The sequence below is a fragment of the Pseudomonas sp. BIGb0176 genome (assembly GCF_024810175.1).
Classification (GTDB): domain Bacteria; phylum Pseudomonadota; class Gammaproteobacteria; order Pseudomonadales; family Pseudomonadaceae; genus Aquipseudomonas; species Aquipseudomonas protegens.
Genome location: NZ_JANUEC010000001.1, coordinates 874,226 through 892,617 on the forward strand (window position 1 = coordinate 874,226; position 18,392 = coordinate 892,617).

Here is an 18,392-nt window from a genome sequence, read left to right on the forward strand (position 1 = left end):
GGGGCCGGCGGGCAATGTAAAGGGTTTGCTCAGGCGTTGCCAGGAAACCTCAGCCCGGCCATCCCCTGTTGGCGGCTTGTCAGCAAAGGCTGTCGGCAGCACTGAGCATGGGGAGGACCGGGAGGCTCATATCGCGGATGGCCGCTTCAAGCTTGTCCTGGTAGATGCTCAGGATGGAGTAATCCAGTTTCTGGGTGATGTTCGCGCCGCTTGCGCAATTTTGCAGCAGTTCTTCCAGTGCGCCGGCAACCAGGTCCGCGGTGACCTGCAAGACGTTCAAGCCGAAGCGGCTATCGACAATGACCAGATTCGTTAAGTCGTACATACAGCCCCTGCGGTCACTGTGATGAAGGGTAATGGCTATGAGCCACTAGCAGTTTAACTAAACCGTCGGTGGGCTGTCACGGGGAGAAAAGGGGGGATTTGCGCCGGTGAGCGGGTTTTTTGTACGGCGATTTTCCAGCGCTCAGGGGCCGCTCTGTGTACCATTCTGGTCCGCCTGGAAACCAGATTTGATCTGCATGCTGATTTTGAAAAAGGGTGATCACCAAGGCTTGAGGATAGGGCCACGCTGGCCGTCTTCAGAGGTCTCGATAGATGCCCGGGTCTTTGCCCAACTGCTTGAGGTCCAGTCGAGATTGCCTCGCTCCGTGCAACTGCTGGTAACCCGGGGTTACGAACCCAACAGCAGTTGCCTGGGGTTTTTCAGAACCCTGTCGCGCTGGCTGGGCATCCGGCTTTTCTGCCTGTGTTACCCGCGGCGAAAGCAGGAGCTGGAGGATATTTTCGGCTCCAATGGCCATGACGTGGACGGCACTCATGTCGACCTGTCCATCGTCCTCGATGGCAAGCGCCTGCGCTTTCTGCCCTTGGGTGTGTTTACCTCGCCGGCCCGCCAGGAACAGCGCAAGGCGCGTTACTCGGCGGTAGTGGAGGAGGTCAAGGCCACCCTGGGGCAGTGCGGTTTTCAGATTCATCGCAACCCTACCGAAAGCCTGCAGATCCATTGCGACTACAAGGCTTGATCTCGATCTCTGAAGCGTTGGTCATGCAGCACCCATGGTGCTTGCCGATGCAAGTAATAAGGACGTTACGTGTTGCGTAGTCTGTTGTGGCTGGTGCTGACCCTGGGGCTGAGCGGGTGCACGGCATTGATGACCCGAACCACTCCCTACACCTGTCCCTATATCGGCGTGCGCATGGACTGGGCCCTGGCAAAGGAAAACAACGGCGTGCTCTGGCCGTTTCTGGCGCTGGATGCGCCGTTTTCCGGGGTGGTGGATACGCTGATGTTTCCCTTTGAATACCAGCACAGTTGCAGCCTTTGATTCTCGAGGTTCAGCTGGGCTGAACGGTCAGGTGAGTGGGCGGGCCGATCCGTGCTCAGGGGCGGGGGCGACCCCAGGATAGAAAGGCCGTCTAGAGTTGATTCTGGCAATCGCTGCCTGAGGAGAACCACCATGCACACATCGCGTCCGCTTGTTACCGTTCTTGCCTGCCTGTTCCTGGCTGTGGCTTCCCCCCTGGTACTGGCCGATCCGGGCGGGGGCAAGGGGCAAGGCCATTCCAAGCAGGGCGCCCAGGATGATCGTGGCCAGGGCAACCGGGAGGGCCACGGCAAGGGCAAGAAACCTGCTGCTGACGATTGGAGCCATGGCCCGAGCATCGATCGTGGCAACGTGCTCGGCATCTTGGGTGGGCACCGTGATTACTGGAGCCCGGGACCGGCGTTGCCTCCCGGTATCCAGAAGAACCTGGCCCGTGGCAAGCCCCTTCCACCAGGCATCGCCAAGAAGCTGGACAGCCGGCTGCTCGGGCAACTGCCACGCTATGAGGGGTATGAGTGGCGGCAGGCCGGTACGGACCTGATCCTGGTGGCCATTGCCAGCGGGGTCATCTACGAAGTGCTGAATGACGTGTTGAACTGATGGGGCTGCCGGGGTTTCAGCCAATCGCAACTCAAACCCCGGCAGGGAGCCCTGGCCCGAAGGGCTATTCCCAGCGCTTGAACAGCACGCTGGCATTCACCCCGCCAAAGCCGAAGCCATTGGACAGTGCGTATTGCATGGCCAGTTGGCGAGCCTGCCCCCTGACCAGGTCCAGCCCTGCGGCGGCGCTGTCCGGGTTTTCCAGGTTGAGGGTGGCCGGGGCGATCTGATCGCGCAGGGCGAGGATGGTGAAGATCGCCTCGATTCCTCCGGCCGCACCCAGCAGGTGGCCAGTGGCGGATTTGGTGGCGCTAATGGCCAGTCCACTGTTGGTGCCGAACACCGTTCTGATAGCAGCCAGCTCGCCTTTGTCACCCACGGGGGTGGAGGTGGCGTGGGCATTGAGGTGCTGCACCTGGGATGCCTGGATACCGGCCTGGCGCAGGGCCTGCTGCATGGCGCGACGGGCGCCGTCGCCGTCTTCCGGGCCGGCCGTCATGTGGTAGGCGTCGGCGCTGGTGCCGTAGCCCACCAGCTCGGCGATGGGCCGGGCGCCGCGGGCCAGGGCATGTTCCAGTTCCTCGATGACCAGCAGGCCGGCGCCTTCACCCATGACAAAACCATCCCGAGCCTGGTCGAACGGACGGGAAGCGCGTTCCGGGGTGTCGTTGAATTCGCTGGACAAGGCGCGGGCTGCGGCGAAGCCGCCCAGGCTGACCCGGTGGATGGCCGCCTCTGCACCGCCACACACAGCGATGTCGATTTCCCCGGCGCGGATCATCCGCGCGGCATCGCCAATCGCCTGGACCCCGGCGGCACAGGCGGTCACCGGCGCGCCCAGGGGGCCCTTGAGACCATGGCGGATCGACACGTGCCCGGCGGCCATGTTGCTCAGGAACGAGGGAATGGTGAACGGCGACAGGCGGCGCGGGCCCTTGCTGTCGGTGGTGCGTACCGCTTCGGCGATGGCCGGGAAGCCGCCCACCCCGGAGGCGATGATGGTGGCCGTGCGTTCCTGGGCTTCTGCCGTATCCGGCTTCCAGCCGGCCTGGGCCAGAGCCTCCTCGGCCGCGGCCAGGGCGAAGAGGATGAAGCGATCCATCTTGCGCTGTTCCTTGGGGGCCAGCAGTTGGTCCGGGTCGAAGCCGGCCTCCGGGTCCTGGAGCGAGTCGGGCACCTGGCCGCCGATGGTGGTCGACAGCTCGCCGATGAGTTCTTCCGGTAACGAGCGGATGCCGGACTGGCCTGCCAGCAGGCGCCGCCATACCTGTTCGACTCCACAACCCAGTGGCGTGATTGCGCCCATGCCGGTGACTACGATGCGTTTGCTCATGCGGATCCTGCTCCTTCAGCGTACGTGATTGGGGAACAACGAAACGTGGACGATACTATCATCATGAAAGTAACATCCGAATCCATAATTACCGAGGTGCAGTGCAGGAGCCAGCCATGCAACGAAAGAGTCTGATTGAAGCCGAGTGTCCGATCGCCCGAGGCCTGGAGCGGGTGGGGGAGTGGTGGAGCATCTTGATCATGCGCGATGCCTTGCATGGCTTGCGGCGCTTCGACGAGTTTGCCCGCAGCCTGGAGATCGCCCCGAACATGCTGACCCGGCGTCTCAATTCCCTGGTGGAGGATGGGTTGCTCGTACGTGAGGCCTACAGCCAGCGCCCTCTGCGCTATCAATATGTGCCCACGGCCAAGGGCGAGGACTTTCGCGTGGTGCTCATGGCTTTCGTGGCCTGGGGCAATCGTCACTACGCTCCCGAAGGTGAGAGCGTGCAACTTGTCGAGCGGGAAACCGGGCTTGCGGTACAGCCTGTTATGGCGGAGGTCGCCAGCGGCCGGTTGGTGGCATTGCAGGCGTGCACGGTGCAAGCCGGGCCCGCGGCCAGTGCCAGCATGCGCCAGCGCCTGGGGGCTACGGCTGACTGAGCCCTGGCGCCTGGTTCGATGCCGCGGGTGCGGCGGGTTGCTGTGCGGCGGCCAGGTTCTGGGTATCCAGCAGATTCTGGCTGGTGGCTGCCAGGGCGTTATCGTCCGCAGGCTGGCCGGCGTCTCAGCGTGCTCGCTGCCCGCGCCGCCATGAAGGGTGAAAGTGCCGCCAGTGGGCGTCCTGGGCTGCAGCCAGCAGCTCACGGTCGCCGCGGGTATCGCCCCAGGCCCGGAGCCGATACTGGTTCAGCGGACCGTAGACGCTTTCCAGGCGCAGGACCTTGTTCTGGCAACGGCAATTGTTGCCGGTGATACGCCCGCTCAGTATGCCGTCGACCACCTCCAGTTCGGTGCCGATCAAGCTGATCCCCAGGCGTGTGGCGAAAGGTTGCAGGACCAGGGCCGGGGAGGCAGAGCACAGGGTTACCAGGGCGCCTGAGCGCAGCTCCTGGGCCACCGCCTGCAGGCCCGCCGGGCGCATCAGTCGGCTCCAGGCCTGCTGGCAGAAAGCTTCTGCCCGCTGCTGGAGCCAGGCGGCCTCGACGCCTGTGAGGAAGGTGCTGATCAGTTGCGCCTTGAGCTGGTCGCGATCGACCCGGCGTACCAGGAACCTTAGGCTGGGCAGGGCCAGGCCGAGTATCCGCCGGTTGAACTGGCGGTGGCCGAAGGCAAACCTGAGAAAGGGTACGAAGCTGTCATGGCGGGTCAGGGTGCCGTCGAAATCGAACACCGAGAGCACCTGGCTGGCATCGGGGTTGATCCCGATGGTGTCCGGGGCAAGCGCCTGGGCTACGGATTGTGGTGCCTGGGATGGCAAGCCCGTGGGGGCGAGGGGGCCGGTTGGCGGGTGGGGCGGCATGGGTGTTCTCATTGATGGCGGCCGTGGATACGCAGCCGGTTTTGCCTGGGATTGCTGCAGTCTACGCGTTCCGAGTGGATGCTTCTGCTACAGGTCTACAGACGCAGCATGGGAAGGGGGTTCCAGGGACGGGTCAACAGCTGTCTGGCGGACAATTGAACCAGGCGCAGATGAAAGCCGGCATCGGGAAATGCGGCAAACACTCGACGCCGATCCTGGCGCGATAGACCAAAGCTCAGCATGCCCAGGGAGACATCAATCCAGTCGGCGCGGCGAAAGCCTTCCACCAGGCTACCCGGCTGCTCGGCAGTAGGGGTGATCTTGTGGTGCAGTTCAATCATTGGCAGCACCTCGGCTGCCCATTCCAGCCTGCCGATTTCCTCCAGATAGGCTTCGGCCAGGTGTAACGAGGGTGGCAGGTAGTCGAAGGTCCCGGCGGTCCAGATCCCCAGATCATGAAAGGCTCCGGCAATGGAGAGTTTCTGCAACTGCAGGGCATCAGTGCCTGTAAGCAGGTGGCAGAAGTTGATGACCCGGTACACATGGTTGCGATAGCCGGTGAAATCCTTGCCCAGCTCTCCGCGATAGCGTTGCAGCAGTTCGTCCAGCAGTTCCAGTTGGGCCAATAGCATTGCAGCGTCCTTGCGGTACCCCTTCGGGGGGTGTTTTCAAGAGTCGGTTCACAATTAACGGGAAGCGCCGGATGCCGGCGTGCGTTGCCTGGCGCGGGCTCTTTCGACCATGGCTACGATGGTGTCGCAGAGCTCTTCCTGGGCTTGGCCGAAGCTGATCTCTCCCAGTGTGGCGGCATGGGACAGCGCTTTAGCGGCGCCGAGCATGGCCCGCAGGCCCGCGGTGCCTATCACGGCGCCGTTCGCGAAGGGCTCAAGGGCACCTCGACAGGTTTCCAGGAAGGTGGCCTCGTATTCACGCTTGGTCTGTTCCAGCTCCGGCGAGCTGGCCAGGGCGGCGATCACCCCAGGGATTTCGCGGCCCTGGCGTTGCACACAATCCATATAGGACGCGGCAATCACATCGGCGCGAGCCGCCAGCGTGGGGCTGGCAGTCTCCAGCGCCTGCTCCATGAGTGCGGTCTGACGCTGATCGTAGTCCTGGTAGAGGGCCGCCAGGAGTACCGCCCGAGTGTCGAAATGATCGTAGACCACGGGTTTGGTGACACCGGCCTGTTCTGCCAGGTGCCCCAGTGTCAGGGCCTCGGTGCCTTGTTCGCGAACTATCTGCCAGGCCACGCCCATCAACTGCTGCAGGCGCTGTTCCCGTGTCAGGCGGCGGCGCGGTGAGGTATCGGTGTTCTGGCGGCTTGACATGCTTATATACCAAAGGTAGGTTATTGGTTGTAACTTACTAAAAGTATATAAATCCTCTGCAATCAGCGCAATGCGCTTGTGAGAGTAGTCGCCATGCACGCACTTCTTGTCTTTGCCCATCACGACCCCAGGTCCCTGACCCACAGCCTTGCCCGGCAGATTGCCGAAGGCCTGGCCGAGTCTGCGGAGCACTCCTTCGAGCTTGCCGATCTCTGGAGCGAAGGCTTCGAGCCGCGTTTCGGCGCTGCAGATATTGCGGTACACAGAACCCAGGTCACCCCTCCTGTGGACGTTCTCGCCGAGCAGGCCCGGATCGATCGCGCTGATGCTCTGGTACTGGTCTATCCGGTCTACTGGTGGTCCATGCCAGCGCTGCTCAAGGGGTGGATCGACCGGGTGTTCAGCAATGGCTGGGCGTTTGATTTCCAGGCCGATGCCAGGTTGGTGAAAAAGCTGGGGCGCCTTCGGGTGCATCTGGTGGGGGTGGCTGGGGCTGATGCCGGTACCTATGAGCGTCACCGCTACCTCGAAGCGATGCAGGCTCAGATTGATCACGGGATCTTCGATTACTGCGGGGCCAGTGTGCTGACGTCGCAGTTGCTGTACGAGTCGGAGTCCGGCGCCCAAGCCGCCAATCTGCAAAGGGCCCGGGCTATCGGGCAGGCCTTGTTCAGCGCCCACAGGCTCGCCGAGCCGGTGTAAGGCTTTGCCAGGCATATCCAGAGGGGGAGGGCGGGAAGGGGGGCGGGCGGTGGTCGCGGTCGAAGATCGGGCTGGTTCTAGCCCCAGCAGCACCAGGCGAAGGTCGTCAGGCAGAGCAGCAAGGGCAGGGCATCAAGAAATTCATTCATACCGGCACATTCCATTCGGACGGGTGCCAGCAATTTAAGGTGGCTGCTGTTATCTGTCTGTTGCGATTCTGTGAATTTTCAACGCTATTTTGTTGAATGCTTCACGAAGCATTGCAGGTGCATGGCTGGCACCTTTTTTTCGCGGCTCCAACACTGATGGAGGCCTTCCAGAAATCTGTCCTGAAATCCAAAGACTCAAAAAAAGTGTGGATATTTAATGACTTAGGTGATTTTATTTGTGGTTTTTTTCTCAAAATATGTTGTTACAGAATGTACGATTCCGTTACTATAGCCCTGCGTTCACCTACCACGGTTTATGCATTTTTAGCCCCAAGTGTCCATCAGCTACTTGGGCTTTTTTTTGCCTGGAATTTGTCACGGGCCACTTTTCCCATGAGCTGGATGCACAGGATTCACGATCGGGCACCTGGCTCACCCGACCGTGACTGCCGATACGCCTAGTGCCGGACGATGTGCAGCCCTTCCTCCTCCTGAGGCGGCACGAAGTAGCGGCTAATCCGTTCGAACTGCTCGTCGCTGGCGGCAAACGGGTGATCGCCCAGACGATTGCGCTCGCGCAGCCTTGCCTTGCACTGGGCTTCATCCACATCCAGTACATGCAATTGATGAGGGGTGCCGGCCTGGTCCGCCAGCGCTCGCAGCCAGGTTCGCTGGGCGACGGTATTGGCGGGAAAGTCCAGGACGACACAGGTTCCAGCGCGCAACATGGCGATCACCAGTGGTTCCAGCACACTTGCCAGGCGCTGGGCGTGGAGCAGGTAGTCGGCGATCGAATGAATCTGCTCCGGATACAGGCCTGCCAGCCACTGGTCTTCAGAGATCAGGACGCTACCGTGCGCCTCTGCCAGCTGCCTGGACAGGGTGGACTTGCCCGAGGCGATCTTGCCGCACAGTAAATGCAGTACGGCGGGTGATGAGTGCTTCATGGTTTTCTCCTGGGGTAGTTGCCTCAGAAGAGTGGTGGTCAACCCCGCCTCCGAGGCGGGTTCTTGACAGCCTGGACGGCCGCTAGCCCACCTTGCTGATGAAGGGGGTAATAATCGCTGCGAGGCCAGGCCGGGGGATCGGGTTCATGTTGTGGAAACTACAGAGTCGCCACGAAAAAAAACAGCCCGGCCATGCACAAGCCTTCATCATTTCGAAGCGCTGAGGCATTGCGCAGGCATTCGATAACTGCGGGGCAGTTAACATTTCTCTGTGTTTTTTCTGATACACAAAAGCGCATACAGGCCTATCCTGAACGGGCGAACTTCACCTCCCCCATACAGGCGAGAAGCCATGCTCTCTACCAGCGAGCTTTGCCACATATTGGAGTCCGGCTTTCTCCCGCTGTCCTGCGCCTGCGCCCTGAACCCCAACGGCTCGCTGACCATCAAGATCTACGATGCAGAGTCGGGCCGGGTGGACTTGCTGCTCACCGGTGTCTCCACTGCCGAACTCACCAGCGTGCGCGACATTTCCAATCTGATTGGCGAGCTGCGTACCGAATTGCGGGCAGGGCGCCGAGCCTTTGCCGGGGCCTTCACCCACTACGCCGGCTGAGGGGGCGGGGAGGCGCGTATTGCTGACAGTTGAACATGTCATTGCGAGGGCATAGCGTTACAGCGTTCGCCCAGTATCTATGACTCTTTACCGGTTCATGGATGGCGAGGTCATCTGTACTGGGCGAACTCCACAGGCGCTTGATGTACGTCTTTCTGGTTATAGCTGTTAACCTCCCTCGCCATTTTCACCCAAGGGTGCGCAACTCGGGCGGTGCTCGAGGCTTTCTGCACCTGGCTTGGTCTTTACCCATTCAAGGAAGGTCTTCATGAACATCGGCAATACGCCTCCCGCCAACTACAGCTACGCCCAACTCTCGAAAGTACTGGAACACAACCGCTCGGTTGCTCAAGTCAAAGGTCCCGAGGCGCCTGTGGAGCAGGAGTTCGCGGCGCATCTGGAGGCCGAGCAGGCGGTCGCCAAGGACGACGCGCTCAAGCTCTCCTTGAGTTTTTCCGCGCAAGCTTGAGGGCTGCCCGGGGAGGAAGCTCTTGCTGGACATTGCTGGCAGGAGCTTCGTCCGAGGCTGTCACTTCAGGATAAGTCTTTAAAAATCAGTTGGTTGGCTTATGGCGCCATGTTAGTCTTGCCGCCGCGGAGGGAATTGGCGAGAGGCCGTGCGGCCCCTGGTTGAACCTCGGAATGACGCTGTAGATCTCTGATTTACCGTGTTTTTTTACCCTCGATAGTGAGTCGGGAACCGGGCTTTTTTGCCGGCTTCGACCTTGCTTCACAAGGACTGGATGTATATATTCCACTCCCTGCTTCAAGCACTGGACGGCCTGATGCCGATTGAATGTTCCAGTGCCGCGTTATCGCGCTACCGCCCGAATGGCGAAACTGGTAGACGCATGGGACTTAAAATCCCCCGCTCGTAAGGGCGTGCCGGTTCGATTCCGGCTTCGGGCACCATCTATTTCAAGGGCTTGCACGGTTTTTTTGAGTGAGCCTTATCCTGAACTGCTCCGCAATTTCAAATACTGCTCCGCAATTCACTTTGAGGGTGAGACCTTCTTGCCTTTACGGGTGCGCGTGTACTGTTCGGGTCATCACTACGGTGGTATCTCCAAGTTGATCTTTGGCGTGCATGATATTGTCGCTCGATTCAGCGTTGTCTTTGCCAGCCTTGGCGCGCAAAACGCGCATCTTGAGTAGGCTTTTTCAACTCCAGTGGCCGTTCTGGCCATATGAAACCTCCTGCGTAACATCGCCTCCGTCATCGGGGGGCATCTTCTGCCACGATCAGTTTCGACACGCACTTGGAAGTGGCACCGGGCGTATGCGCAGTTGTGGCTCGTGGTGATCTTCCATGCAGGTGCAGCCTTTTGTGCTGGCGGCAAACTAATGGGTCGTTTAGAAGGGTGAAGGTGTTCTGGTACGTTCACTTCCAAAACGGGAGGACTAAATGAGCTGGAAGCGTTTTAAGGTGGCGATCCTGTATGTCGGTGCTGCCCTCATGGTCGTGCAGGCCGGGCGACATTTGGCCGATGGTGCTACAAAGCTCGATAACGTGGGGCCCGCAATCATTGCCTTGGGGATCGCCTACTACTTGATCAGGCGATCAAGAGCGTGTGCCGGATAGCATGTCGGCAACTTGATCTTGATTGATAGATCACACTGTCACTCGTTGTCGAGTAGGCGGGTAATTCAACTCAGCGCTCGAATACTTGGCATGCTCTTGCGGCAGAGAAGGGCTTGCGCCCCTCACGGTCACCCGTCGCGCTCGTAAGACCGCCGAAGTGCAGGTGCCATTTAGCGAAACCATTTGTATCTGCCCTTACGTGCTCGCCAGTTATGACCGCGATGGCCATTTTAGTGTCGTGTGCGAGGCACAAGGAGTTCGTCTATCGATTGGCCGAGGGCGCTTCTCTGGAAGGCATGGAGTTTCATAGGGTGCTGATTGTTCAAACTGCTCCTCAGGTCGCCAAATTCTGCAATTCGGTAGGGCCGGGATCGTGACGGGGTTGCTGAATTTAGGTAACTTGGCGTTTTCCATTCATGGATGACGGATTCATGCCAATCACCAAGCGTATTGCAAAAATCTCTCTGAGCATCTCCCTGCTGGGCCTCGTAGGCGCTAGCCCATTTTCCCTGGCGGACGACACCACTCCGGTCAGCGAGTTGCTGCGTAGCGGCTATGAAGTCAAGGCGGCCTACCAGGCGCCAGCACGGGTCGGCCTGGTGCACTTTCTGATCTTGCAAAAAGGTTCGTCGGCGTTCCAGTGCGTGACCTATGGCGCCGAAATAAAACCACGTTTCCATGACTACTCCAACACCTACTCTTGCGCTCAAGTTCAGGACCTGATTCCCACCCAGCCTAACCTCCGACAGTAATCCTCCAACGCGTTCACGGTTCCATTGCCCCTCCAGTCCTTATGACTGGGGCTGGTGGAGTCTGCTGCTGGGGAGTACCGGCTCGAAGGTGCCGAGATCAAGGTTCGCGGAGCGGTTTAAGCCTATGGAGGAGCACCTTCGAGAAGTCCCCAGTAGTACTTAACGGATGTATTCGTCTGTTGGACGCTACAAGCCAGGCATCGATTGCTCCAGGCCGCGTGTGCGATGCGGAGGCTGTTCTTCCTGGCGCGGGTCTGGGTCTTTCTGTGCAGGAGAGATAGAGCGCCGCACAGATAGCGCTGATTGCATACACAGTTTTTTTGGGGGTATTTTCCCACTCCGCGGGTGCATAGGAAATGCGGAACTGCGTTTGAGCTGAAGTTCACCTCCGGCAAACACATGCCTGTTGCTGACCAACACTCTCGGTTCAGATGTGACCCAGAGCGTTGTTGCGCCGCCTCCGGGATCTGATTTCTACAACAAGGCCAGATGCAAAAATGAAAATAAAAGCATTGCTCATCGCTTCGCTGGGGGGGCTCTTGCTGATTCAAGCAACGCTTTCCTTTGCGGACAACACCAATGGCAAGAGTCTCTATGTGCAACGATGTGCCATGTGTCACGGCGCCGATATCAAGGGAACTGGGCCGCTGGCCAATAAGAGCAATCCTCCTACACCCGATCTGACGACCCCTGCTTTTAAAAAGCGACTCAATGAGTATCCGGGTGTGATTGTGTCGTCGGTAATACTGCGCCCCAATGGAGACTTGATTCCCAGAACTTTGCGGGAGAACGGTGTGAAGGTGCCCCCGCATGCTTGGAGCGTTAAGGATTTTCGCGATTTGAATCAATACATGAGTGACGTGATTTCAAAGACTCGATGAGTTCTTCATATGCGCTGGCATAGCGTTCCAAGAGCCACTTGCTCCGCGACGGTGGCCAATCAATCTTGGCTTTAGCCTTGAGGCTCATCGCTGCCCGGGTCGGGCTGCACCAGGTGCTGCCAGGGAAATACCTGTCGGGCGAAATTCTTCACGTAACCGCCAGTGGTGGCCTGGATCACCATGATCGGCAGTTTGGGTCGCTGGCGCTGCAGGGCTTCGAGTTGTTCCAGGCTCAGGCAGGTATTGCGCAAGCGCAGCGCCCGCAATGGGTCGCACGCGTGGCTGGCAAACAATCTTTCATAGCTGGCAAAAGACGTGATGGCGTGCTCCTCGCGGTCTTTTGCCCAGCTTTGCTGAAGTGCGCTGGATTCGCTGAAATCCAGGCTGCTCAACCGCGGCAGGTTGCTGGAGCCTGCGAGGTTGTCGATAAAACCCTGGGTGTCGAAATGGGCGCCGATACGCAGTTGCGCAAGGTGTGGCAGGTCGACCTGGAAGAAGTCCGCGTTGGGGGCATTGGGCAGGGTCAGTTCGCTGAGGTACGGGGTCTTTGCTACCCAGCGGGCGATTTCACCGGCTTCTTCCATGATGGTGCCGGCCTTCTGGATCAACGAAGCGTTATGGTCCTGAGGTTCGGTGGGGCGAATCGCCAATGACCTGAGGCGGGGAAATTGCACAGCACTGTCCAGCAAGGGGCTGAACTCCCACTCGCGGGTACCGTTCGCGCCTTCATCGGCACCGGAAAACAGCAGCGAGCTGAGGGTGTCCGCCACGCTCTGCTCTGCCAGGCATTCCAGGGTCCAGGCAAAGGGCTCGTCCCATAGCTCGCCGTAGTACTCCAGATGCAGGCCGTCACGCATCGGCGCCAGGGCCAGGTAGTTGTAGTCGCTGGCCCACAATGGGCCGGCCGGGTCTTCGCCAGTGTCGTCGTGCTCGGCGGCTTGCTCCCGAGTGAACTCATGGATGCGTTGCTGCAGGGCCAGCAGCCGCTGGTAGCCAGGGGAAGACAAGGGATTGGACATGGGCTGGGTTCCGCGGGTAACGCAGGCGCGGGCCTGCTGGATAAACGCTGGGCATGGTGAGGGCCGATCATAACAAAGCGGCGAGGGCGGCCCGCTGTGAAGCGAGCGCTGGGCGGTACACATTTTTCCAACAAATAAACTCTGTCCTCAGGGCCTGACCGGACGCTAGGATCCGTCGCCGACCTGCCGGCCTAGTGTTTTCCAGGGGCTCCACAGCATGCAATCAAGGCTACTGCCGTCATCAGCAACCGGGCTCGCGCCCAGGGAAATCACCCTGGATGACGCAGCGCTGTTGCAGCGTTTCTTTGTCGAGAACCCGGAGTATTTCCATATCGTCCACGGTGCAGCGCCGCAGCCGGACGAGGCGCGCGACGAGATCGATGATGCACTGCCAGCGGGCTGGTCCTACACCCACAAGTGGAAAATCGGTTACTTCGACAGTGAAGGGCGCCTGCTGGCGTTCGTCAGCATTGTCACCGACCTGTTGGCACAAGGGGTCTGGCACATAGGCCTGTTCATGCTGGCTACCCCCTGTCATGGCAGCTCCCTTGCCCGGCAGTTGCACGCTGAGCTGGAGGCCTGGGCTGCGGGCGAGGGCGCACGCTGGCTGCGCTTGAGCGTGGTCCAGGACAATGCCCGGGCACAGGGCTTCTGGAATGCCTGCGGTTATGCTCAGGTGCGTACCCGTGACGGGATCGAGCTGGGACGCTTGCAGCACCAGGTGCGGATCATGATCAAGCCCTTGGCCGGGGATGCGCTGGCCGACTACCTGGCCCTGATGCCCCGTGATCGCAGCGAGGAGCAGGTACCTTCCTGACAAGGTGCCAGGAGCACCCGGACGGCGTGACTACCGCAAGGCAACCCCCCCAGCCAGGTGCTAGGCGTGGCTGAGCGACAGCTGGCTGATGATGCAGGCCGAGCCATCCTCCGCCGGAGTGCTGGGGGTGAAATCGATCTGGTTGTAGATCCCGCCATGAAAGTCGAATACCTGGCCATCCCAGGTCGAGTCCAGGGCGTGCGGGGGAGAGCTGGCTTGCTGACCATTGCAACTGGCGCCGATGGTGATCAGCCCAGCGTAGGTGCAGTGGATGCTGAGCTGGAACAGCGCGTCGAGCGGGACGCCGCCGAGCAGCGGTAGCGGCCTGGGGTCGGCGCCGTTGAAGCTCTGGCGCAGGGCATAGGTCAGGGTGCCCTTGTCCCAGAACACCTTGACGGCCGGATTCACGTCATCGCGTACATGCATTTGCGCAACCACCACTTTCTGCGCCGAGTTGACCTTGGTCAGGGTCATCTGCTGGCGGTTCCAATGATCGGCGGCGCTGCTCAGGGCCCAGTAGCGGGATTCCTTCCACTCGCAGCGGGTTCGATGGGTGCTTTTGCTCGCCGCGCCCCGGGTCGGCGCGCACAGTTGTATCGAGCCATCTGCCAGGCGCGAGATCACGCTCGGGCATTGGGCCAGGGCGAGGTTGCCGTTGAGCTCCAGTGCCAGAGGGGTGCTGGCCGAGGTGGGCAGTGGGGTGGCGATGTCGAGTGTGCTGATGTCTACCGGCATGTGGAGGTTTCCTTGTCGGGGCGGTCGGTGGGCCAGCGTCCAGGGCGATGCTCGCGGCTGCGGGACCGCGGCATCAGCGGGAGCTGTTTCCCGGAGCGCCCCCGGAGCCGCTAGACCGCGGTGCCGATGTGACTGTCGACCCCGTTCCTCACCGACCCGCAGTTCTCTCTCGAGCTTTGCCGCACCATGGTCCGAGGGGCTTGATCAGCCTGAACTAAAAAAGCCCCTGCCAGTCCCATTGGGCATCTTTGAACGACTGGGGGAACACCATGAAAACTCATCCTGCAATGCTCTGCGCCGCGGTTCTGGCTTCAAGCCAGGCGCTGTTGGCACAGGCTGCCCAGACCACTACCGCCGAGCCGGCCTACCAGAGCCAGGTAGCACGCTACCAGTGTGAAGGGCAGGTGCGCATCGACGCCGCCTACCTGAACATCGACAACGGCTCCTCGTTTGCCACGCTGTATTACAAGGACCAGTTGATCCCCATGCACATCGCGCGTTCCGCTTCCGGCGCCCTGTATGTGGCGGACGACGAGCAGAACAGCTTCCGCTGGCACACCAAGGGCAAGATGGGGGTGCTCTCGTTCCTGGAGGCGGACCACACCGCCACGGAGCAAACCCTGCTCAAGGACTGCAAGGAACTCGAGCAGGACTGAAAAAACGCCAACGCACTTTCCCGCGGGCAAAAAAAAGCCCGCGGGGAGTGCGGGCGAACGTAGTTGCTTGAATGAGCGAGGCGACTATACACAGCGCTTTTTCGATGCTGGGTGAAAGAAGTTTCATCTGGCGCCTCAGGGGCGCACACCTTGCCCAGTCCCGTACTCGGCCGGCACGCTGGCGTGCTTCGGTTTCAGACGAAGGGCTGGCCGTGAAAGCCCCGTGGCAGACGCTGCAGGCCCGGCAGGGCGGTCAGGCGTTCGGTCCAGGCGTTACGCCAGAGTTGGCCGCCATGGCTGGCCTTGGCCTTGCGTGCAGCCCGACGAGCGGCATTGCGCTGGTTGCGTCGGGCCTCCTTGTAGACCTCGGTGTTTCGGCAACTGCGGCATTTGACCCGGTTCAGCTCGCCGGTGGAGGCCAGTTGGGTGCCGTGATGACCGCAGGCCAGGTGCCCGGCGACCTTGAAGTGAGTAACCATCGCGTTTCTCCTTCGGAGTGAGTACGGAGCACGCGCCGTGTGTTCGATGCGTCTCCATACTTTTACGACCGCAGGGCACTGGTGACGTTCGTTGTTTTGTCGGCAAACCCCGAGCCACCGGCAGATCTGTTCTAACCTGCTAAAGCAAGTGAAAAATCCCTTCAGGAAGAGAGGTGGGCATGGCAACGCAACAGCAACGCCCTTACGAGCAGGAACGCAGCGATGAGACGGCACCCTACGAGGTTGAACACAAGGAGCCGCCTCCGCAGACCTGGAAGCATCCGGATGATGGCAAAAGCCTGTCGGAACTGGATGAAGAACGTCCCTTGAAACCGTGACCCACAGCCCCGCTCCAGAGCGGGGCTGTCGTTTGTGGCAAAGCCTTGGGCGGGCTCTGTTACCATCCCCGGTTTTGCCGCCCCGAAGCGCCGGGGCGAGTGGTCCGTTCAAGGGAGAAACACATGATTGTCACCACCACCGCCCATATCGAAGGCCGGGAAATTGCCAGCTACCTGGACATCGTCAGCGCTGAATCGGTCCACGGCATCAACGTGGTCCGTGACCTGTTCGCCGGCATGCGCGACTTTTTCGGCGGCCGCTCCCAGACCCTGGAGCGCGCCCTGAAGGAAGCGCGGATACAGGCCACCAATGAAATCAAGGAGCGCGCCCGGCAATGCAACGCCGATGCGGTGGTCGGCGTGGATTTCGAGATCAGCATGCCGGCAGGGCGCGGTGGCATGGTAGTGGTCTTCGCCACCGGCACCGCCGTCAGGCTCAAGTAGCGTTCAACGCCTCCGGGCGTTCAGGGCGCGACCGGGGTGCACAGCTCCACTAAAGTGCCGTCCGGGCAGCGCACATAGGACACCGTCTGCCCCCAGGGCTTGCTTGTGGGGGGCGCCAGTTCCCGGGCACCGTGCTCCAGGGCCCGGGCATGGGCCGCCTGCACGTCTGCGGTGACCAGCCCCAGTTCCATGCCCAGGGGCTTGGGCGAGGAGTGAGCCGCCACATGGCCGGCCGGGAAATTCATTTCTGCCAGGTCATGGTCGGCGAAGGCCAGGGTAGTGCTGCCGGTTTCCAGCTCGCCATAGGTGCCGGATTCGTGGAGAAACCGCCGCTTGAAACCAAAGGCCTGCTCGAAAAAGCGCAAGGAACCTTCGACTTCGGGTACGTAGATGATGGTGTATCCGAACTGCATGGCGTGACGCTCCTGTCCATGGATTGTGAGGCGGCGAATCTAGCACGGGCCTGCGGCTGCGCAGGGCCCGTCGTTGTAAGCCGCTGTTTCATGGCTGCTGCTCCCTGAGGTGCCAGCCCAGGGCCGAGCATTGCAGCTCATGGGTCGGCGCCAGGGCCTGGAGAAAGGCCTGATCGTGGGAGGCCACCACCAGGGCCCCGGGAAAGTCCCGCAGGGCGCATTCGAAGGCCTGCACCGATTCCAGGTCCAGGTGGTTGGTGGGTTCGTCGAGCAACAGCAGTTGGGCTGGGTTGCCGCCCCACAGGGCCAGGGCCAGGGCGGCTTTCAGGCGCTCGCCGCCGCTCAGTTGCGCGCAGGGTTGCAGCACCCGCCGGGCATCCAGTTGCAGGCGTGCCAGGCGGGTACGCAAGGCGCTTTCCTCCAGGGGCGTGGCGGCGTTGCCCAGTTGTTCGAGCAGTGAGCGTGCGGGATCGAGTTGCGCCAGATGCTGATCCAGATAGGCACTGGCTACCGCCACTCGGCATTCGCCGCTCAGTGGCTGCAACTGGCCGGCCAGCAGCTTCAGCAAGGTGGACTTGCCGCAGCCATTGGGGCCGACCAGGGCGATGCGTGCCGGGCCGACGACGTTGCAGGTGAGGCGGCTGGCCGGGGCTTGCGGGTCCAGCCAGGGCAGTTGCGCCTGCAGTAGACTGAATACCGGCTGGCCGGCCTGCAAGGTGGTGGCGGGCAGAGTGAGCAAGGTCGGTGACTGCGCGCCGACCCGGGCAAAGGCGTCGCGCACCTGCTCGTCGAGCTCGCTCTTGTGCCCCTGATGGGCGTGGCGTACCTGGCCCATGATGTCCCGCGCGGCGCCGAGCAGCTTGGCCCGTTCGAAGCCTGAGACGTTGGCGGTCTTGGCGTGCCGGCGCGAGGCCGCGGCGTGGCGCTGGATGGTGTCGTGTTCCCGTTGCAGGCGCTTGTGCTCGCGGCTGCGCTGGGTACGCGCATGGTCCAGCGCCGCCTGCGCCGCCTCGCTGTGGGCCTGGCGCTGCGCCTGGTACAGCGCATAGTTGCCGCCATAGACCTGGGCGCCCTGGGGGCCGAGTTCGACGATGCGTTGCACCTGCATGAGCAACTGGCGGTCATGGCTGACCAGGATCAGCCCGCCACGCCAGCCTTGCAGTTGTTCCGTCAGCCAGCGCCGGCCGTGGCGGTCCAGGTGATTGCTGGGCTCGTCGAGCAGCAGCAGGTCGGCGTTGCCCAGCAGGGCGCCGATCAGCACCACCCGGGCCAGTTGGCCGCCGCTGAGGACGTCCGCCGGGCCCTGCGGTTCCACGTGCTCCAGGCCGGCTTCATCCAGGGCCAGGCGCAGGCGCTGGGCCAGGTCCCAGCGATCATCCACCCGGTGCAGGTCTTCCAGGCTGGCGCTGCCGTCGGCCAGGCGCTGCAGGGCGCCCAGCGTCTCGGCGAGGCCGGCGACCTGGGCCACGCTCTGCCCCGGCTGTACCTGCGGGTCCTGAGGCACATAGGCCACGCTGGCAGTGTGGCTGATGCTCCCGGAGGAGGGTTGCAGGTCGCCGGCGATCAGGCGCAGCAGCAGGGACTTGCCCACGCCATTGCGCCCGACGATGGCCGTGGGCAGGCGATCGAAACTCAGGTTCAGGGCATCAAGCAGGGTTTCGCCATTGGCGAATTGATAGGTCAGCTGGTTCAGGGAAACCAGTGCGGGCAGCCGGGTGACGTGAGTCATCAGCACCTCCGGAAAATGTGGCAACAGGCCAATGAGCGCTAGCAGTGCTCATCGCGGATACATTTTTGGAAGGCTTAGTTGTT

General features: G+C 61.4%; 24 protein-coding genes, 1 tRNA gene and 1 pseudogene. 15 read left to right on the forward strand and 11 right to left on the reverse strand.

The window, feature by feature from the left end; translation table 11 throughout:
• Positions 1 to 79: 79 nt before the first annotated feature.
• Positions 80 to 325, reverse strand: a complete 246-nt coding sequence (locus tag M2395_RS03705; protein WP_011061719.1) for a hypothetical protein — start codon at positions 323 to 325, stop codon at positions 80 to 82.
• 325 nt (positions 326 to 650) lie between these two features.
• Here M2395_RS03705 and M2395_RS03710 point away from each other — a divergent pair, with 325 nt between their 5' ends.
• The 3 genes from M2395_RS03710 (at position 651) to M2395_RS03720 (ending at position 1,928) form a co-directional block, all read left to right on the forward strand.
• Complete coding sequence (locus M2395_RS03710) at positions 651 to 1,025, forward strand: hypothetical protein (protein ID WP_105625670.1); 375 nt, start codon at positions 651 to 653, stop codon at positions 1,023 to 1,025.
• A gap of 69 nt (positions 1,026 to 1,094) precedes the next feature.
• Positions 1,095 to 1,328, forward strand: a complete 234-nt coding sequence (locus M2395_RS03715) for a YceK/YidQ family lipoprotein (RefSeq protein ID WP_011061717.1) — start codon at positions 1,095 to 1,097, stop codon at positions 1,326 to 1,328.
• A gap of 132 nt (positions 1,329 to 1,460) precedes the next feature.
• On the forward strand, positions 1,461 to 1,928 hold the full coding sequence (locus M2395_RS03720) for an anti-virulence regulator CigR family protein (protein ID WP_011061716.1): 468 nt from the start codon (positions 1,461 to 1,463) through the stop codon (positions 1,926 to 1,928).
• A gap of 64 nt (positions 1,929 to 1,992) precedes the next feature.
• Here the strand turns inward: M2395_RS03720 and fabF are convergent, their stop codons facing one another.
• On the reverse strand, positions 1,993 to 3,261 hold the full coding sequence (gene fabF / locus M2395_RS03725) for a beta-ketoacyl-ACP synthase II (protein ID WP_015635913.1): 1,269 nt from the start codon (positions 3,259 to 3,261) through the stop codon (positions 1,993 to 1,995).
• Positions 3,262 to 3,377: 116 nt separating this feature from the next.
• On the opposite strand from fabF, the gene M2395_RS03730 reads away from it, so the two are divergent.
• Positions 3,378 to 3,863: a helix-turn-helix domain-containing protein gene (locus tag M2395_RS03730; RefSeq protein ID WP_011061714.1), complete on the forward strand. Its 486-nt coding sequence runs from the start codon at positions 3,378 to 3,380 to the stop codon at positions 3,861 to 3,863.
• Between the two features lie 124 nt (positions 3,864 to 3,987).
• On the opposite strand, the gene M2395_RS03735 is transcribed toward M2395_RS03730, so the two are convergent.
• From M2395_RS03735 to M2395_RS03745, 3 genes are all read right to left on the reverse strand, one after another.
• Positions 3,988 to 4,722 carry an HAD family hydrolase gene (locus M2395_RS03735; protein ID WP_041752307.1) on the reverse strand — a complete coding sequence of 245 codons (735 nt, stop codon included), beginning with the start codon at positions 4,720 to 4,722 and terminating at the stop codon, positions 3,988 to 3,990.
• A gap of 95 nt (positions 4,723 to 4,817) precedes the next feature.
• Entirely contained in the window at positions 4,818 to 5,354 is a 537-nt protein-coding gene (locus M2395_RS03740) for a hypothetical protein (protein WP_123430652.1), read from the reverse strand.
• 54 nt (positions 5,355 to 5,408) lie between these two features.
• Positions 5,409 to 6,050 (reverse strand): TetR/AcrR family transcriptional regulator, encoded by a 642-nt coding sequence (locus M2395_RS03745; RefSeq protein WP_011061711.1) that lies wholly within the window; start codon positions 6,048 to 6,050, stop codon positions 5,409 to 5,411.
• 93 nt (positions 6,051 to 6,143) lie between these two features.
• On the opposite strand from M2395_RS03745, the gene M2395_RS03750 reads away from it, so the two are divergent.
• On the forward strand, positions 6,144 to 6,752 hold the full coding sequence (locus M2395_RS03750; protein ID WP_011061710.1) for an NAD(P)H-dependent oxidoreductase: 609 nt from the start codon (positions 6,144 to 6,146) through the stop codon (positions 6,750 to 6,752).
• A gap of 607 nt (positions 6,753 to 7,359) precedes the next feature.
• Here the strand turns inward: M2395_RS03750 and M2395_RS03755 are convergent.
• Positions 7,360 to 7,848, reverse strand: a complete 489-nt coding sequence (locus M2395_RS03755) for an ATP-binding protein (protein WP_123430653.1) — start codon at positions 7,846 to 7,848, stop codon at positions 7,360 to 7,362.
• A 352-nt stretch (positions 7,849 to 8,200) separates the two neighbouring features.
• Here M2395_RS03755 and M2395_RS03760 point away from each other — a divergent pair, with 352 nt between their 5' ends.
• The 6 genes and pseudogenes from M2395_RS03760 to M2395_RS03785 all read left to right on the forward strand — a co-directional run bounded on the left by M2395_RS03760 (position 8,201) and on the right by M2395_RS03785 (position 11,679).
• Positions 8,201 to 8,464 carry a DUF1652 domain-containing protein gene (locus tag M2395_RS03760; RefSeq protein WP_015635907.1) on the forward strand — a complete coding sequence of 88 codons (264 nt, stop codon included), beginning with the start codon at positions 8,201 to 8,203 and terminating at the stop codon, positions 8,462 to 8,464.
• Positions 8,465 to 8,732: 268 nt separating this feature from the next.
• A complete protein-coding gene (locus M2395_RS03765; RefSeq protein ID WP_015635906.1) occupies positions 8,733 to 8,933 on the forward strand; it encodes a hypothetical protein in 201 nt (66 codons plus the stop codon).
• A gap of 356 nt (positions 8,934 to 9,289) precedes the next feature.
• Positions 9,290 to 9,376: transfer RNA gene (locus tag M2395_RS03770), tRNA-Leu, on the forward strand.
• 782 nt (positions 9,377 to 10,158) lie between these two features.
• Positions 10,159 to 10,423: pseudogene (locus M2395_RS03775) on the forward strand (hypothetical protein); the annotation flags it as partial.
• Between the two features lie 54 nt (positions 10,424 to 10,477).
• Positions 10,478 to 10,798 (forward strand): hypothetical protein, encoded by a 321-nt coding sequence (locus M2395_RS03780; RefSeq protein ID WP_041118554.1) that lies wholly within the window; start codon positions 10,478 to 10,480, stop codon positions 10,796 to 10,798.
• Positions 10,799 to 11,295: 497 nt separating this feature from the next.
• Positions 11,296 to 11,679: a cytochrome c gene (locus tag M2395_RS03785; RefSeq protein ID WP_080774197.1), complete on the forward strand. Its 384-nt coding sequence runs from the start codon at positions 11,296 to 11,298 to the stop codon at positions 11,677 to 11,679.
• A 71-nt stretch (positions 11,680 to 11,750) separates the two neighbouring features.
• Here M2395_RS03785 and M2395_RS03790 read toward each other — a convergent pair whose 3' ends face one another.
• Positions 11,751 to 12,698: a hypothetical protein gene (locus M2395_RS03790; protein ID WP_041774280.1), complete on the reverse strand. Its 948-nt coding sequence runs from the start codon at positions 12,696 to 12,698 to the stop codon at positions 11,751 to 11,753.
• Positions 12,699 to 12,915: 217 nt separating this feature from the next.
• Here M2395_RS03790 and M2395_RS03795 point away from each other — a divergent pair, with 217 nt between their 5' ends.
• Positions 12,916 to 13,515 (forward strand): N-acetyltransferase, encoded by a 600-nt coding sequence (locus M2395_RS03795; protein WP_011061704.1) that lies wholly within the window; start codon positions 12,916 to 12,918, stop codon positions 13,513 to 13,515.
• A gap of 60 nt (positions 13,516 to 13,575) precedes the next feature.
• Here the strand turns inward: M2395_RS03795 and M2395_RS03800 are convergent, their stop codons facing one another.
• Positions 13,576 to 14,250, reverse strand: a complete 675-nt coding sequence (locus M2395_RS03800; protein WP_123430654.1) for a polysaccharide lyase family 7 protein — start codon at positions 14,248 to 14,250, stop codon at positions 13,576 to 13,578.
• 269 nt (positions 14,251 to 14,519) lie between these two features.
• Here M2395_RS03800 and M2395_RS03805 point away from each other — a divergent pair, with 269 nt between their 5' ends.
• Complete coding sequence (locus tag M2395_RS03805) at positions 14,520 to 14,906, forward strand: MliC family protein (RefSeq protein WP_019094152.1); 387 nt, start codon at positions 14,520 to 14,522, stop codon at positions 14,904 to 14,906.
• Positions 14,907 to 15,100: 194 nt separating this feature from the next.
• Here the strand turns inward: M2395_RS03805 and M2395_RS03810 are convergent, their stop codons facing one another.
• On the reverse strand, positions 15,101 to 15,385 hold the full coding sequence (locus tag M2395_RS03810; protein WP_015635899.1) for a hypothetical protein: 285 nt from the start codon (positions 15,383 to 15,385) through the stop codon (positions 15,101 to 15,103).
• 179 nt (positions 15,386 to 15,564) lie between these two features.
• Between M2395_RS03810 and M2395_RS03815 the strand changes: the two genes are divergently transcribed.
• Both M2395_RS03815 and M2395_RS03820 read left to right on the forward strand, forming a co-directional pair.
• The gene (locus M2395_RS03815) at positions 15,565 to 15,723 is read left to right on the forward strand and encodes a hypothetical protein (RefSeq protein ID WP_011061701.1); all 159 of its coding nucleotides are present in this window, start codon (positions 15,565 to 15,567) and stop codon (positions 15,721 to 15,723) included.
• Positions 15,724 to 15,846: 123 nt separating this feature from the next.
• Positions 15,847 to 16,167 (forward strand): YbjQ family protein, encoded by a 321-nt coding sequence (locus tag M2395_RS03820; RefSeq protein ID WP_011061700.1) that lies wholly within the window; start codon positions 15,847 to 15,849, stop codon positions 16,165 to 16,167.
• Between the two features lie 20 nt (positions 16,168 to 16,187).
• Here M2395_RS03820 and M2395_RS03825 read toward each other — a convergent pair whose 3' ends face one another.
• Positions 16,188 to 16,580, reverse strand: a complete 393-nt coding sequence (locus tag M2395_RS03825; RefSeq protein WP_011061699.1) for a VOC family protein — start codon at positions 16,578 to 16,580, stop codon at positions 16,188 to 16,190.
• Positions 16,581 to 16,668: 88 nt separating this feature from the next.
• Positions 16,669 to 18,309, reverse strand: a complete 1,641-nt coding sequence (locus M2395_RS03830; RefSeq protein ID WP_123430655.1) for an ABC-F family ATP-binding cassette domain-containing protein — start codon at positions 18,307 to 18,309, stop codon at positions 16,669 to 16,671.
• Positions 18,310 to 18,392 lie beyond the last annotated feature (83 nt).

Bases quoted from the DNA above. Each gene is read 5' to 3' on its own strand.
- M2395_RS03705 (WP_011061719.1), bottom strand. From the start codon at position 325: ATGTACGACTTAACGAATCTGGTCATTGTCGATAGCCGCTTCGGCTTG.
- M2395_RS03720 (WP_011061716.1), top strand. From the start codon at position 1,461: ATGCACACATCGCGTCCGCTTGTTACCGTTCTTGCCTGCCTGTTCCTG.
- fabF (WP_015635913.1), bottom strand. From the start codon at position 3,261: ATGAGCAAACGCATCGTAGTCACCGGCATGGGCGCAATCACGCCACTG.
- M2395_RS03730 (WP_011061714.1), top strand. From the start codon at position 3,378: ATGCAACGAAAGAGTCTGATTGAAGCCGAGTGTCCGATCGCCCGAGGC.
- M2395_RS03735 (WP_041752307.1), bottom strand. From the start codon at position 4,722: ATGCCGCCCCACCCGCCAACCGGCCCCCTCGCCCCCACGGGCTTGCCA.
- M2395_RS03740 (WP_123430652.1), bottom strand. From the start codon at position 5,354: ATGCTATTGGCCCAACTGGAACTGCTGGACGAACTGCTGCAACGCTAT.
- M2395_RS03745 (WP_011061711.1), bottom strand. From the start codon at position 6,050: ATGTCAAGCCGCCAGAACACCGATACCTCACCGCGCCGCCGCCTGACA.
- M2395_RS03750 (WP_011061710.1), top strand. From the start codon at position 6,144: ATGCACGCACTTCTTGTCTTTGCCCATCACGACCCCAGGTCCCTGACC.
- M2395_RS03755 (WP_123430653.1), bottom strand. From the start codon at position 7,848: ATGAAGCACTCATCACCCGCCGTACTGCATTTACTGTGCGGCAAGATC.
- M2395_RS03760 (WP_015635907.1), top strand. From the start codon at position 8,201: ATGCTCTCTACCAGCGAGCTTTGCCACATATTGGAGTCCGGCTTTCTC.
- M2395_RS03765 (WP_015635906.1), top strand. From the start codon at position 8,733: ATGAACATCGGCAATACGCCTCCCGCCAACTACAGCTACGCCCAACTC.
- M2395_RS03780 (WP_041118554.1), top strand. From the start codon at position 10,478: ATGCCAATCACCAAGCGTATTGCAAAAATCTCTCTGAGCATCTCCCTG.
- M2395_RS03785 (WP_080774197.1), top strand. From the start codon at position 11,296: ATGAAAATAAAAGCATTGCTCATCGCTTCGCTGGGGGGGCTCTTGCTG.
- M2395_RS03790 (WP_041774280.1), bottom strand. From the start codon at position 12,698: ATGTCCAATCCCTTGTCTTCCCCTGGCTACCAGCGGCTGCTGGCCCTG.
- M2395_RS03795 (WP_011061704.1), top strand. From the start codon at position 12,916: ATGCAATCAAGGCTACTGCCGTCATCAGCAACCGGGCTCGCGCCCAGG.
- M2395_RS03800 (WP_123430654.1), bottom strand. From the start codon at position 14,250: ATGCCGGTAGACATCAGCACACTCGACATCGCCACCCCACTGCCCACC.
- M2395_RS03805 (WP_019094152.1), top strand. From the start codon at position 14,520: ATGAAAACTCATCCTGCAATGCTCTGCGCCGCGGTTCTGGCTTCAAGC.
- M2395_RS03810 (WP_015635899.1), bottom strand. From the start codon at position 15,385: ATGGTTACTCACTTCAAGGTCGCCGGGCACCTGGCCTGCGGTCATCAC.
- M2395_RS03815 (WP_011061701.1), top strand. From the start codon at position 15,565: ATGGCAACGCAACAGCAACGCCCTTACGAGCAGGAACGCAGCGATGAG.
- M2395_RS03820 (WP_011061700.1), top strand. From the start codon at position 15,847: ATGATTGTCACCACCACCGCCCATATCGAAGGCCGGGAAATTGCCAGC.
- M2395_RS03825 (WP_011061699.1), bottom strand. From the start codon at position 16,580: ATGCAGTTCGGATACACCATCATCTACGTACCCGAAGTCGAAGGTTCC.
- M2395_RS03830 (WP_123430655.1), bottom strand. From the start codon at position 18,309: ATGACTCACGTCACCCGGCTGCCCGCACTGGTTTCCCTGAACCAGCTG.